The following is a 13,506-nucleotide window of genomic DNA, read 5'->3' as shown; positions in this document are numbered from 1 at the left end:
AAGTCATAGTAGTGGCCGCACCAGGAGGCTACCTTTGCTATCACACGAAACATACATAGTATAATCTAAGCAAACCTCATTTGAAACTCGCATGAAATGGGTGTGTAAGCAGTCGCAAAAAAAGTGACTGTTTACACGCAGCGGGTGAGGCATGCCGGAAATGCAGCATTGTATTACATCACAACAAACAGCAAATGAAAGGTATGAACGTAATGCAGGTAGCAGGAAATGAAAGAGTGAAGAGCTGTGCTATTCTGAAAACTAAACGCTTTGATGCCACACTGCTTATTATGCAGCAAGGGCACCAGATTCCACCGCATACATCGCCGGCAAATGCGATGATACTTATACTCGAAGGAAGGATCGCATTTATGCTGAACGAAGAGGTGACCATACTGGAAACCGGCGACGTATTTTCCTTTCCTGCCAACGAGATACATGCTTTACAGGCATTGGAAACAGCACGATTTATTCTCATTAAATAACTACATCCATGGGCGTTATCATCATATTACTCGGAGCCAGTTTACTGGTAGCACTGGGTTTCCTGGCAGCCTTCATCTGGTCTGTAAAAAACGGGCAGTTCGAAGATGATTTCTCCCCGGCACACCGCATCCTGTTTGAGGATAAACATGATAACGTAAACGAATAAACGCATTCATCAACACCTTTAAATACCACTATGTCACTCGAAAAATTTTATTACGACAACCGCACGGTAAAATGGTTTGCCTACGCTTGTATGTTCTGGGGGCTGATAGGCATGCTGGCCGGTCTCTGGGCTGCGCTGGAACTGGTGATCCCTGGCCTTAACATGGGATTTGCCCCCATCACCTTTGGCAGATTAAGACCCGTGCATACCAATGCTGTGATCTTTGCCTTTGTGGGTAACGGTATATTCATGGGTGTGTACTATTCGCTGCAACGGTTATGTAAAGCACGTATGTTCAGTGACCTGTTAAGTAAAATACATTTTTGGGGATGGCAGGCCATCATCGCTGGCGGCGCCCTCACCTTATTCCTCGGCTATACTACCGGTAAAGAATATGCAGAGCTGGAATGGCCTTTCGATATCGCCATTACCCTTATCTGGGTAGTATTTGGTGCCAATATGCTGGGCACCATTTTACGCAGACGCGAATCTCATTTATACGTGGCCATCTGGTTTTACATTGGTACCTGGGTAGCGATTGCCATGTTACATATTATTAACTCCTTCGAGTTCCCATTATCCCTGTTCAAAAGTTACAGCTGGTATGCGGGCGTGCAGGATGCACTGGTACAGTGGTGGTATGGACATAATGCAGTAGCCTTTTTTCTGACCACTCCGTACCTCGGACTGATGTATTACTTTGTACCTAAAGCGGCCAACAGACCGGTATATTCCTACCGCTGGTCTATTATTCACTTCTGGTCACTGATCTTTATTTACATCTGGGCGGGCCCGCATCACCTGTTGTACACTGCCCTGCCTGAGTGGGCACAGTCGCTGGGAACCGCCTTCAGCATTATGCTCATTGCTCCTTCCTGGGGAGGTATGTTAAATGGTTTACTAACACTACGCGGTGCATGGGACCGGGTGCGAGAAGATGCTATCCTTAAGTTCTTTGTGGTAGCACTTACCTGCTATGGTATGGCCACTTTTGAAGGTCCGATGTTATCATTGAAAAACGTAAATGCCATCAGTCACTATACAGACTGGACCATTGCACACGTACATGTGGGCGCACTGGGGTGGAATGGTTTCCTGACTTTCGGAATTCTCTACTGGCTCATTCCGCGCCTCTTTGATACACAACTATATTCCCGCAAATGGGCCAACACCCACTTCTGGATCGGTACACTGGGCATCATCTTTTATGTAATTCCGCTTTACTGGGCAGCCTTTACACAAAGCATGATGTGGAAACAGTTTACGGAAGAGGGACAACTGAAGTATCAGTTCATGGAAACAGTTACCACCATAGTGCCCATGTATGCTCTGCGCGCAATAGGAGGTATGCTATATATCAGTGGGCTGGTGTTAATGATTGTGAACCTTTCCAAAACCATCCGCCGCGGTTCCTTCATTGCCAACGAAGCAGCGGAAGCGGCACCATTACCTAAAGTTATTGCTACCCATGGCAAAGCTCACTGGCATAACTGGATAGAACGCCGTCCTTTACAGCTGGTGGTATTCAGCCTGGTAGTGGTATCCATAGGTGGCTTGCTGGAAATGATGCCTACCTTCCTGATACGCAGTAACATCCCTACTATCAGCAGTGTAAAACCATATACACCACTGGAACTACATGGTCGTGATATCTATTTAAGAGAAGGTTGTTATAACTGTCACTCACAAATGATACGTCCTTTCCGCGATGAAGTAGCGCGCTACGGTGAATACTCCAAAGCTGGTGAGTTTGTATATGATCATCCTTTCCAGTGGGGCTCCAAACGTACCGGTCCGGATCTGGCGCGTATCGGCGGCAAGTATCCTGATTCCTGGCACTTCAATCACATGCTGGATCCAACCTCTATGTCGCCGGGATCTATTATGCCTGCTTATCCGTGGTTATTTGAGGAACGGGTAGATAAAAGCAAAACACCGGCCATGGTCAATGTGATGCGCAAGCTGGGAGTACCTTATGTGGCGGGCTATGAAAAACAGGCAAACGCTGATCTCGAAAAACAGGCACAGGAAATTGCGGCATCTCTGCAAAAAGATAAGCTGCCCATTAAAGCAGATCGTGAAATCATTGCATTGATAGCTTACCTGCAACGCATGGGGAAAGATATTAAGTCTGCACCTAAACCGGCGCCTGTAGCCGATAAACAAGCATTTTAAATCACACATCATGAAGTTCATTAATTACCTGGAATCCATAGCCGGCATCAGCGTTTATCCGATGGCATCACTGCTGTTGCTCTTTACCTTCTTCATAGGCGCTTCGTTATGGGCTTTTAAAGCAGATAAAAAAATGGTGGATCAGATCAGCCGTATTCCTTTAGATAATGATGAGACTAATCTCCTGTAAAAGAAAACGTATGAATAAACGGTTTATACAGCTACTCAGCGGCAGTTTATTATGTAGCATGCCGGCTATCGCCGATAGCGGCGCCAATGCTCCGTCAGAATTATATGATCCGGTTGCCTTACTGTTGCTCGTAGTAATTGGTGGGCTGCTGCTGGCCATTATTCTTCTTGGCAATGTCGTACTAGGCGCTATGGATATTTTCAGAGAGAAGATGAAAAAAGATGCCGGCAAAGCCCTGGTCACCATAGGTATTGTCTCACTGACACTCATGAGTCAATCCTCATTTGCCATGTCAGCAGATCCTGCATCGGCTTCTTCTCCTTACTTCACTCATTTATCACAAACGTCCTTTTACCTGCTGGTATCTGTGATCATCGTGGAACTGTTGGTCATCATCAGCCTGTTATTTGTGTTACGCTTCCTGGCAGGTATTAAACGCAAGCGTAAGCCAGCTAAAGTACCGGTACCGGGAAAACCGCAGGTATCCTGGTTGGAGAAAATAAACAATACCAAAACCGTGGATGCTGTAGCAGAAGCTGATGAAGACATGGGCCACGATTTTGATGGTATTCATGAATTAAACAACCCTACACCTCCCTGGTGGAAATGGGGTTTCATTTTCACGGTATGTTTTGGGATCGTGTACTTCTGGCGAACAGAAATATCACATTCAGCGCCAGGCCAGCTGGAAGAACTGGCCGCTGCAGAAGAAAAAGCAGCTGTTGCCAAACAGGAATACCTCAAAAAAGCCGCCAGCAATATTGATGAAAACAACGTCACCCTGCTCGCTGATCCTAATGACATAGCTGCCGGTCAGAAGATGTTCATCTCTAATTGTGCGCCCTGTCATGGGCCACAGGGACAAGGGGTGGTAGGGCCTAATCTTACAGACGATTACTGGCTGCATGGCGGTAAAATAAATGAGGTTTTTAAAACCATTAAATATGGCGTGGCCGATAAAGGGATGAAAGCATGGCAGGAAGACTTCTCTCCAAAACAACTGGCGCAGCTGGCCAGCTTTATTAAGTCTATACATGGCAGCAACCCACCTAATGCCAAGGAAGCACAGGGAACGAAGGAGTAAACCAATAGTACAGGCATAGATACAACAGCATCATTGACAAGCAGGGATAAACAGAATACATCATGACCGACAGCACATTCAGAGATACGATAGCCACCGTTGATAAGCAAGGCAAGCGCAACTGGATTTTCGCGAAGCAGCCCAATGGGCGCTGGTATAATATCCGCAGTTGGGTGAGCCTCTTTTATTTTAGTGTTTTTTTCAGCCTGCCGTTTATTTCTATAAATGGCAGGCCCTTATTGCTGCTGAATGTGATAGAGGGGAAATTTATACTTTTTGGCGCTATCTTCTGGCCACAGGATTTTTTCATTTTCGGACTGGCGATGCTGTCATTCATTCTCTTCATCGTAGTATTCACCATGGCTTTCGGTAGGCTCTTCTGCGGATGGATGTGTCCACAAACCATTTTCATGGAAATGCTCTTCCGCCGGCTGGAATACTGGATAGAAGGAGATGCCGCAGCTCAGAAAATATTGCAGCGATCACCCTGGAACACTAACAAAATAATCCGCAAAACAGGGAAGCAACTGGCTTTTTACGCGCTGTCGTTTCTTATCGCCAATATATTCCTGGCTTATATCATTGGCGCCAAAGCATTGGGCCATATCATTACGGAACCTCTCTCGGCTCATACCGGTGGCTTTATTGCTATACTGGTGTTTTCCGGAGTATTCTACGGTGTATTTGCCTTTATGCGGGAACAGATCTGCACGATTGTTTGTCCTTACGGTCGTTTGCAGGGGGTATTGCTTGATAAAAACTCCATCCTGGTTGCATACGACTACAAAAGGGGAGAACCCCGTGGTAAGTTCCGTAAAGACGATTCCAGGGCGCATGGCGACTGCATCGACTGTATGCAGTGCGTAAAGGTATGCCCTACGGGTATAGATATCCGGAATGGAACACAGCTGGAGTGTGTAAACTGTACCGCCTGCATAGATGCCTGTGATTTCATGATGGAACAAACCGGCCGGCCGAAAGGACTGATACGCTATGCTTCTGAAAACGGGATTGCACAACAACAAAAGCTGCGTTTTACCACCAGGTTAAAAGTATATACTACAGTGCTGACATTGCTGCTGCTAGTCATCAGCTTTATGCTCGGCAGCCGTAAACCGGTGAGCGGTACTATCATGCGCACCGCAGGAATGTTATACCAGGAGCGGGGAGTAGATAGTATATCTAACCTCTACCGCATTAAGCTGGTGAACAAAACCAGTAAAGATATTCCCCTTGAGCTGAAGCTGGAAGACGAGAACGGAGAGGTGTCGATGATTGGTAATGCCGTGATCCATGTAAAAGCTGAAGGACAGGGAGAAGGTACGTTTTTTATTGTACTGCCAAAGACGATGGTGCATCAGCGCAAGTCCACACTATACATAGGGCTTTATGAGCATCATGAAAAAATTACCAGGTTACGTACCACCTTTTTAGGCCCGGTGCAGTAAGCAGGTATCGACATAACATTCTTTAAACTGATTATTATGAACTGGGGACACAAGATCATTATTGTATTTGTAGTGTTTGCTGCCGGCATTTTAACACTGGTCACCAAAAGTATGCGTACCAAAATAGATATGGTGACGCCGGATTATTATGGTGAAGAACTAAAATATCAGCAGGTAATAGACGGTAAGCAAAATGCATCGGGTCTTTCTGCCCCTGTCAACGTTGCACAAGCGGCAGAAGGTATCCTGCTTACGTTCCCACATGAGCTGCAGGGCAAAGCGATTACAGGCAAAGTTACCTTCTACCGGCCTTCCGATTCAGGGAAAGATATACAGCTGCCATTACAGCCTGACGATGCCGGACATCAATTGATAAACAGACAGTTATTCATCAAAGGGCTGTATCGTTTCAAGGTGCAATGGATGATGAATGACCGGCCATTTTACCAGGAACAACCTATCAATATTAACTAACCAATAAAACGGATACTATGATCGCCTCCTTTATGCTGGGTTTTGTGGGTAGCTTTCACTGCATTGGTATGTGTGGTCCTATTGCCTTAACGTTACCGGTGCAACATCTTACCGGCAGCAAAAAGATGGCAGGTATACTACTGTATAATGCCGGTCGTATCAGTGCTTATTCCATATTAGGACTCGTCTTTGGTTGGCTAGGAAAACAGTTGTACCTGGGCGGGCTGCAGCAATGGTTATCTATCATTACCGGCTGTTTGTTGTTGCTGGTGGCTACACTAAAATACACTGGTATCCGCTGGACAAAAGGCGGACATCTCCCTAACGCATTTACTACAAAAATAAAATCCCTGCTGGGCAGGTTGCTGCAACAACAACGCTTTAGCACACTGTATGCTATTGGCTTTTTGAACGGACTCCTGCCATGCGGACTTGTATACCTGGGAATTGCCGGCGCTATTGCTACTGGCGATGTGCTGAAAGGAATGTTGTTCATGGCTGCCTTTGGCGCAGGCACACTACCAGCTATGGCAGGAGTTACCTGGTTCAGTCATCTGATCAGTCTTACTGTCCGAAATAAAATGCGGAGCATGATACCGGTTGTAGTGAGCGTAATGGGGATATTGCTGATCCTCCGGGGCCTGAACCTGGGCATCCCTTATATCAGTCCTACACTGGTACCACATAGTGAACATGTCGTCGAAAATTGTTGTCATAAATCATAGGATATCATGAGCCTCATCAGTAAATATAATGTCGCCGCGCCGCGGTATACCAGTTACCCTACCGTACCATATTGGGAAGAAAACAGTTTTAATCCGGACAGATGGAAAGCGTTGCTGAAGAAATCCTTTCTGGAGTCCAACGGTAAGGAGGGCATCAGCATTTACATTCATCTTCCGTTTTGCGAAAGCATGTGTACCTACTGTGGTTGCAATAAATATATCACCGTTAATCACGGCGTAGAGGTGCCGTATATAGCTGCTTTGCTGAAAGAGTGGCAACTATATGCAGATATGTTTGGCAGCAAGCCGCGTATCCGCGAACTACACCTGGGAGGAGGCACCCCTACTTTCTTCAGTGCAGAAAATTTAACCACCTTGTTGAAAGGTATTTACAGTCTTGCGGAAGTACTTCCTGATGCCTCCCTCAGTTTTGAAGGTCATCCGGGCAATACCACACCAGAGCATCTGCAAACACTATACAACCTGGGCTTCCGCAGGATTAGTCTGGGGATACAGGATTTCGACAGACGGGTACAGGAAATTATTAACCGCCTGCAACCTTTTGAGATGGTAGCTTCTGTAGTAGAGAACGCCAGGAAGATTGGTTTTACTTCCATCAACTTCGACCTGATTTACGGGCTGCCGTTGCAAACGACCAACAGTATGCAAAACACCATCGACAAGGTGGTTAGATTACACCCTGACCGGATCTCTTTTTACAGTTATGCACATGTTCCCTGGATAAAAGGTACTGGTCAGCGCAGATATACAGAAGAAGATTTACCGGGAGATGAAGAAAAGAGACAGCTGTATGAACTGGGCAAGTTGCTTCTCGACAGCAATGGATATACAGAGATCGGGATGGACCATTTTGCGCTGCCGGGAGAAGCGTTAGATACTGCTTTTAAACAGGGGAGGTTACACCGCAACTTCATGGGCTATACGGTTTCTCACACCTCCCTGCTGGTGGGTTTGGGCGCGTCTTCCATTGGTGATAACTGGTACGCGTATGTACAGAATGAGAAAAAGATTGATGCCTGGCAGGAGCTGGTCAACAAAGGAGAATTTCCGGTGGTACGTGGCCACCTGCTCAATGAAGAAGACCTGCTGTTGAGAAAACATATTCACGACCTGATGTGTCACTTTGAAACTACCTGGCATAAGGCAGACACACAATGCGATGCTGTGATAGATGGGTTGCAAAGACTACAGGAGCTGGAGAAGGATGAACTGGTACAGGTATCTCCTCAAAAGGTGGTGGTGACAGCTAAAGGCAAGCCGTTTATACGCAACATCTGCATGGCTTTTGATGCACGTCTGTGGCGACAAGTACCACATTCACAATTGTTTAGCAAGTCCATCTAAACCAGGTTGTTTATGTTTTTTATGATTCACAGGAGAACCAAAAATCAGTGATAAGGATTCGTTTAATTTTTCACGCTTCGGGTGAATCATAAAAAACATAAAAAAGTTGGGTTGAAAAGGATAAAAAATCGCCGTTCCAGGGTAAAATTCCCAAAAAACATAAAAAATGAGGGTTGGTCGGTTTTCACCGGACTCGCTTAAAAAAGGTAAAAAAGTAATTGAGCAGTAGGTATGTTTTTTAGTAAGATAAAATAGCGATCAGCTGTAACGCTTTATTCGTGCGGGTTTCAGAGGCAATAAAAAAAGTCTGACCGTTTTAACAATCAGACTTTCTTGTTATGTGAATGGGTTAGTAAGTACAGGGAAACAAAATTCCCTACACAATATTAAAAAGAATTTCATCACAAAAGAAAAATTTTACAAAAAAATTTATTCACACCACTAAAATAATTGTGGATAACAGCAGATTGAAACTTTCCGAACATCGTCATCATCTCCCCATATTTTGATTATTGCAATCGTTGATTCACTACCTTTGTTACTCTTTAACATTCTTTAATAATTCAGAGTATATGAAGTTCGAAGCACCTGTTGCAGTAACTGAAATAGCAGCATACATAGGCGCAGAGCTGATTGGCAACAGTCAATTGATGGCCACTGGCATCAATGAAATTCATAAGGTAACACCAGGAGATATTTCCTTTGTTGACTTTGAGAAATACTATAACGCCAGTCTGCATTCGGCAGCAACAATTATCATCATTAACAAAAAGGTAGATTGTCCGGAAGGCAAGGCAATTTTGGTACTTGATGACCCTTTCAGTGCCTACGTAAAACTGGTAAAAAGATTCAGACCATTTGAACCGGCAACCAAAGCCATCAGCGATAGCGCTGTCATTGGAGAAGGCACTGTAATTCAACCCAACGTATTCATTGGCAATCATGTGCGTATTGGACGTAACTGTCTGATTCATCCTAACGTAACTATTTACGATCACTGTGTAATAGGAGATAACGTAGTGATTCATGCAGGTACCGTACTCGGTGCAGATGCTTTTTACTTCAAGAAAAGAGCGGAACGGGAAGTCATGTATGATAAGATGGTAAGCTGCGGCAGGGTGATCTTAGAAGACGATGTGGAACTTGGCGCCGGCTGTACCATCGACAAAGGCGTAAGTGGCGACACGATCATTGGTCGTGGCACCAAACTGGATAACATGATCCACGTAGGTCATGGTACTGTAATCGGCAGGAACTGCCTCATTGCTGCACAGGTAGGTATCGCTGGTAAAGCCCATATTGAAGACAATGTAATCCTGTGGGGACAGGTAGGTGTGAACAAAGATCTCACTATCGGAAAAGGCGCCGTTGTACTTGCACAAAGCGGAGTACCTGGTGACCTCGAAGGTGGTAAAATATACTTTGGCAGCCCGGTAACTGATGCCCGCGAAAGAAAGAAAGAAATCAGCTGGATCAAACGCATTCCTGAGATATGGGAAAAAGTAAAAGATCTCAAATAGGCTTTTCAACAACGGATTGTTTATTTGCCGCAAAGCAGATAAACAATCCGCTTTAACCCGTGCTACCACATTCAAAACCCACCCGCTTCATGAAGCTATTATTTGCCGCTTTAATCCCCCTGCTCCTCTGGAGCTGCAGCACCACCAAAAAGACAAATACCACCAGTTCTCTCTATAGCAACGACCAGGAATGGGCAACCAAGGTGAAAGATGGCTGGCTTACCGCTAAAACCATCTCTTTTGGCCTTTATTCCACTACTTCCCGCAAAAATGGAGTAGCGGAGGCCACCTTCATTAAAGACCCTAAAAACGCCTTTAATTTTTATCTGAACGGCAATAGCGAACACCTGTTGGTACAGACCATGAACACTTCCGCCGTCGCCTTTACCAACCGTGATTTACCGTCTTATTTAAGTGGTTTGGCTGCTGGCACCGACCTTCGCTACACCCTGATCAACGGCACCAAAAATGAGCCGCTAAAGCGCTGGGAAATGATCGTTAAAGCCCCCCATTACCTGGAACTGAACGAAAACAAACCGGTAGGCGTCCTGAGATCTACGGATACAGATATACGCATCACGGCACATAACCGCTATGGCAAGGTGAATTCTTATGAAAACATATGCTATGAATTCCAATATCGCGGACAACCAGTGGCGGCTGTAATACCCGGCGACAAACCAAGAGTGTGGGTAAGCAGGGAAGCAGATCCTGAAATTGCTAAAACGCTGTCGGCGGCTATCGCGGCGTTTTTGTTCTAGTGGAGATACGTACTGATTTAAAATAACACCCGTTTGAGGCATCCGGGAATAAGGCGATACCACTCTCCCGGCCAACGGCAAAAGATGCCGCCATTGCGCTTTTATTGCTTTCCGGAACGCTCCTGCAGGAAAGCAGCTGCAATTTGTTTAATGGTATCTTCCAATGACCGGAACTGAAAACCCGGCAACGCATTCAACACCTTCGTGTTTTCGTAATTAACTTTCATTTGTGCGGTACGGGCAGTTTCTTTTGTTACCAGTGGATGCTTTCCCGTCACCATCCCTTTCACTTTTTCCAAACGCCACACTACTTCCGCCATCCAGGGCTTTGCAGCGATATGCGGCGGCTTCTTACCCAGGGCATGTGCCATAGTAGTAAAAAGACGCTGATACCCCCAGTTGTCGGCAGACAGAATGAACCGTTCTGCATTGATATCACTGTCCATCAGCTGTATCATAGCCTTCACCACATCTTCCACATCTACAAAACCATTTACACCCTCCGTATAATAGGGGAATTCCTTCCAGGCATTTTTTAACAATGCCCCGGATCCATCATCCCAGAAACCGGCGCCTAAAATAATAGATGGATTTACAATCACGGCGTCCAGTCCTTCAGCAATCCCCCTCCACACTTCCATTTCGCCCTGGAACTTACTGATGCTGTAGCGAGAGTTGTTTTTGCTGTCCTGCCACTCACATTCCTCATTCACTGCGGCATTATCCCTAGCCCTGCCAATGGCAGCTACCGAGCTTACATACAACAGCTTTTTAACACCAGCATCCAATGCCATATTCACCACATTAGCCGTTCCTTCTACGTTAATCTTCAGGAGACGATCTTTGTCGGCCGCCTGAAAAGAAACCATCGCGGCACAGTGATATACATGAGTTACACCTGCCAGCGCATCTTCCAGGGTGAATATATCCAGGATGTCGCCAGGTACCCATTCTATCTTATCTGAAATATCCTGCAACCGGGGAGAAGGTTGTTGACGGTACAATGCCCTTACAGGTTTCCCTGTAGCAACTAATGCCCGAATTAAATGACTACCCAAAAAACCTGTACCGCCGGTGACTAAAATCATGAAGACTAAATTCTAAAACTATAAGAGGACCAAAAATAACTAAAACTATTGTTCGTACCTGTAAAAACCCAATCCCGTTTTGCGTCCCAGCTTACCATCTTTTACCCTTTGCTCCTGTAGTGCATTCGGTTTAAAACGGGGAGCCTGGGCAAATGCATCGTATAGCGACTGTGTTACTGCCAGATTCACATCATTACCTATCAGGTCCATTAAGGCAAAAGGCCCCATTTTAAAACCGGCGCTTTCCAGCAGCTGATCAATGGTACTGAAGTCGGCCTGTCCTTGTGCTGCCACATGCATGGCCTCCAGGTAATAGTGCCTGGCCACCCTGTTGACAATAAATCCCGGGGAGTCCTTCACCCTGACCGGCACCTTACCCATCTTCTGCGCCAGTGCATACACAGTGTCTGCCACTTCGGGAGCAGTATCTTTACCACTCACCACTTCCACGAGCTTCATCAGGTGTGCAGGATTAAAAAAATGCATTCCCACCACTCTGGAAGAATGACCTACTACTGCCGCCGCTATTTCAGAAACAGAAAGGGAAGAAGTATTGGTAGCAAGGATGGTATCCGGAGCGTTGATAGCCGCCAGTTGATTAAACAGGGCTGTTTTGGCGGCAATTTTTTCTACTATAGCTTCAATAATCACATCGGCTATACAATCTTCAATTTCGGCGGTAAAACGGATGCGCTGCAGGATAAGCTCTTTTTCTTCAGCAGCCAGTTTACCCTTTTCTACCGCTACCGTTAAACTCTTCTCAATTTGTGCTTTCGCCTTATCCAGACCTTCCTGTTGTATATCGAACAACAACGTATTAAATCCGCTATAGGCTGCTATCTGTGCTATTCCGGCACCCATGGTACCTGCGCCGCATACGGCAATAGATTGAATCACTATTTGAGGATTTTTCAGGTGGGTTATTTATATAAATGCAGCGAAGAACTCCGCTGCATTTATATAAATAACTAAATAATGTAACCGCTATATAGCACCTTCAAACTGTTCCAGGAAACGGGTATCGTTCTCGGAAAACAGGCGTAAATCTTTAATCTGATATTTCAGCATGGTAATACGTTCTATTCCCATACCAAAGGCGAAGCCGGTATATTTTTCCGGATCAATGCCGCAATTAGCTAACACTTTCGGATGTACCATTCCACAACCCAGTATTTCTACCCAGCCGGTTTGTTTACATACGGGGCAACCAGTACCCCCACAAATGAAACATACGATGTCCATTTCGGCGCTGGGCTCAGTGAAAGGGAAATAGGAGGGGCGGAAACGAATGCCCGTATTTTCACCAAACATCTCTTTCACGAAGTGGTAAAGCGTTTGTTTAAGATCCGCGAAAGAAACATTTTCGTCTATATACAATCCCTCTACCTGGTGGAAGAAGCAGTGTGCACGGGCTGAAATGGTTTCATTACGGTATACTCTTCCCGGGCTGATAATGCGGATCGGCAGCTTCCCTGCTTCCATCACCCTCACCTGGGCGGAGGAAGTTTGGGTACGCAGCAACCAGTCGGGATTTTTGCTGATAAAAAAGGTATCCTGCATATCGCGGGCCGGGTGGTTTTCCGGTAAATTCAATGCAGTAAAGTTGTGCCAGTCATCTTCAATTTCAGGACCTTCGGCAATGCTGAAGCCCAGACGCTCAAATATGCGGATAATTTTATTCCGCACCAGACTGATAGGATGACGGGTGCCCAGCCGGTGTGGCGCCGCCGGCAAAGTATAATCAATATCGCCGGTATCTGCGCCGGAAGCATCTTTCAGATCACTGAACTGCTCATAACGGGACTCCGCGAGTTGTTTAAATTCGTTTAATATCTGCCCAAATTCTTTCTTACGGTCATTTGGTACCTGCTTCATCTCCCCGAAAAGAGCTTTCACGATACCTTTTGTACCCAGGAATTTTATGCGGTACTGTTCCAGATCCGCTGCGCCGGCAGGCGTAAAAGCCGCTATTTCTTCTTTGTAGGCTGCTATTTGCTGTACTAACTGTTCCATAAACAACAAAG

14 protein-coding genes are annotated in these 13,506 nt (G+C 45.8%); 11 read left to right on the top strand and 3 right to left on the bottom strand.

Annotated features, from left to right (window positions below):
* The first annotated feature begins 194 nt into the window (after positions 1-194).
* From AC1DCV_RS15120 to AC1DCV_RS15070, 11 genes are all read left to right on the top strand, one after another.
* A complete protein-coding gene (locus tag AC1DCV_RS15120) occupies positions 195-485 on the top strand; it encodes a cupin domain-containing protein (RefSeq protein ID WP_331958334.1) in 291 nt (96 codons plus the stop codon).
* A gap of 8 nt (positions 486-493) precedes the next feature.
* The gene (gene ccoS, locus AC1DCV_RS15115) at positions 494-652 is read left to right on the top strand and encodes a cbb3-type cytochrome oxidase assembly protein CcoS (RefSeq protein WP_477023908.1); all 159 of its coding nucleotides are present in this window, start codon (positions 494-496) and stop codon (positions 650-652) included.
* 30 nt (positions 653-682) lie between these two features.
* Complete coding sequence (gene ccoN / locus AC1DCV_RS15110) at positions 683-2,827, top strand: cytochrome-c oxidase, cbb3-type subunit I (RefSeq protein ID WP_477023907.1); 2,145 nt, start codon at positions 683-685, stop codon at positions 2,825-2,827.
* Positions 2,828-2,837: 10 nt separating this feature from the next.
* A complete protein-coding gene (locus AC1DCV_RS15105; RefSeq protein WP_477023906.1) occupies positions 2,838-3,017 on the top strand; it encodes a CcoQ/FixQ family Cbb3-type cytochrome c oxidase assembly chaperone in 180 nt (59 codons plus the stop codon).
* A gap of 10 nt (positions 3,018-3,027) precedes the next feature.
* Positions 3,028-4,101: a cbb3-type cytochrome c oxidase N-terminal domain-containing protein gene (locus AC1DCV_RS15100; RefSeq protein WP_477023905.1), complete on the top strand. Its 1,074-nt coding sequence runs from the start codon at positions 3,028-3,030 to the stop codon at positions 4,099-4,101.
* A 62-nt stretch (positions 4,102-4,163) separates the two neighbouring features.
* Positions 4,164-5,549, top strand: coding sequence for a cytochrome c oxidase accessory protein CcoG (gene ccoG / locus AC1DCV_RS15095; protein ID WP_477023904.1), 1,386 nt, complete (start codon positions 4,164-4,166; stop codon positions 5,547-5,549).
* A 36-nt stretch (positions 5,550-5,585) separates the two neighbouring features.
* A complete protein-coding gene (locus AC1DCV_RS15090) occupies positions 5,586-6,023 on the top strand; it encodes a FixH family protein (RefSeq protein ID WP_477023903.1) in 438 nt (145 codons plus the stop codon).
* 17 nt (positions 6,024-6,040) lie between these two features.
* Complete coding sequence (locus tag AC1DCV_RS15085; RefSeq protein ID WP_477023902.1) at positions 6,041-6,748, top strand: sulfite exporter TauE/SafE family protein; 708 nt, start codon at positions 6,041-6,043, stop codon at positions 6,746-6,748.
* Positions 6,749-6,754: 6 nt separating this feature from the next.
* Positions 6,755-8,113, top strand: coding sequence for an oxygen-independent coproporphyrinogen III oxidase (gene hemN, locus AC1DCV_RS15080; RefSeq protein WP_477023901.1), 1,359 nt, complete (start codon positions 6,755-6,757; stop codon positions 8,111-8,113).
* A gap of 572 nt (positions 8,114-8,685) precedes the next feature.
* Entirely contained in the window at positions 8,686-9,633 is a 948-nt protein-coding gene (locus AC1DCV_RS15075; RefSeq protein WP_477023900.1) for a UDP-3-O-(3-hydroxymyristoyl)glucosamine N-acyltransferase, read from the top strand.
* Between the two features lie 89 nt (positions 9,634-9,722).
* Positions 9,723-10,394 carry a hypothetical protein gene (locus tag AC1DCV_RS15070; RefSeq protein WP_477023899.1) on the top strand — a complete coding sequence of 224 codons (672 nt, stop codon included), beginning with the start codon at positions 9,723-9,725 and terminating at the stop codon, positions 10,392-10,394.
* A 101-nt stretch (positions 10,395-10,495) separates the two neighbouring features.
* On the opposite strand, the gene AC1DCV_RS15065 is transcribed toward AC1DCV_RS15070, so the two are convergent.
* The 3 genes from AC1DCV_RS15065 to pheS all read right to left on the bottom strand — a co-directional run bounded on the left by AC1DCV_RS15065 (position 10,496) and on the right by pheS (position 13,495).
* Complete coding sequence (locus AC1DCV_RS15065) at positions 10,496-11,482, bottom strand: NAD-dependent epimerase/dehydratase family protein (protein ID WP_477023898.1); 987 nt, start codon at positions 11,480-11,482, stop codon at positions 10,496-10,498.
* Between the two features lie 45 nt (positions 11,483-11,527).
* The gene (locus AC1DCV_RS15060) at positions 11,528-12,379 is read right to left on the bottom strand and encodes a 3-hydroxyacyl-CoA dehydrogenase family protein (protein WP_477023897.1); all 852 of its coding nucleotides are present in this window, start codon (positions 12,377-12,379) and stop codon (positions 11,528-11,530) included.
* Positions 12,380-12,466: 87 nt separating this feature from the next.
* Complete coding sequence (pheS, locus tag AC1DCV_RS15055; protein ID WP_441578312.1) at positions 12,467-13,495, bottom strand: phenylalanine--tRNA ligase subunit alpha; 1,029 nt, start codon at positions 13,493-13,495, stop codon at positions 12,467-12,469.
* Positions 13,496-13,506: the final 11 nt, after the last annotated feature.

It is taken from the genome of Chitinophaga sp. 10T418 (genome assembly GCF_056394125.1).
The sequence above is the reverse complement of the archived record's forward strand: the minus strand, read 5'-3'. Positions and strand labels throughout refer to the sequence as shown.

Bases quoted from the DNA above. Each gene is read 5' to 3' on its own strand.
- AC1DCV_RS15120 (WP_331958334.1), top strand. From the start codon at position 195: ATGAAAGGTATGAACGTAATGCAGGTAGCAGGAAATGAAAGAGTGAAG.
- ccoS (WP_477023908.1), top strand. From the start codon at position 494: ATGGGCGTTATCATCATATTACTCGGAGCCAGTTTACTGGTAGCACTG.
- ccoN (WP_477023907.1), top strand. From the start codon at position 683: ATGTCACTCGAAAAATTTTATTACGACAACCGCACGGTAAAATGGTTT.
- AC1DCV_RS15105 (WP_477023906.1), top strand. From the start codon at position 2,838: ATGAAGTTCATTAATTACCTGGAATCCATAGCCGGCATCAGCGTTTAT.
- AC1DCV_RS15100 (WP_477023905.1), top strand. From the start codon at position 3,028: ATGAATAAACGGTTTATACAGCTACTCAGCGGCAGTTTATTATGTAGC.
- ccoG (WP_477023904.1), top strand. From the start codon at position 4,164: ATGACCGACAGCACATTCAGAGATACGATAGCCACCGTTGATAAGCAA.
- AC1DCV_RS15090 (WP_477023903.1), top strand. From the start codon at position 5,586: ATGAACTGGGGACACAAGATCATTATTGTATTTGTAGTGTTTGCTGCC.
- AC1DCV_RS15085 (WP_477023902.1), top strand. From the start codon at position 6,041: ATGATCGCCTCCTTTATGCTGGGTTTTGTGGGTAGCTTTCACTGCATT.
- hemN (WP_477023901.1), top strand. From the start codon at position 6,755: ATGAGCCTCATCAGTAAATATAATGTCGCCGCGCCGCGGTATACCAGT.
- AC1DCV_RS15075 (WP_477023900.1), top strand. From the start codon at position 8,686: ATGAAGTTCGAAGCACCTGTTGCAGTAACTGAAATAGCAGCATACATA.
- AC1DCV_RS15070 (WP_477023899.1), top strand. From the start codon at position 9,723: ATGAAGCTATTATTTGCCGCTTTAATCCCCCTGCTCCTCTGGAGCTGC.
- AC1DCV_RS15065 (WP_477023898.1), bottom strand. From the start codon at position 11,482: ATGATTTTAGTCACCGGCGGTACAGGTTTTTTGGGTAGTCATTTAATT.
- pheS (WP_441578312.1), bottom strand. From the start codon at position 13,495: ATGGAACAGTTAGTACAGCAAATAGCAGCCTACAAAGAAGAAATAGCG.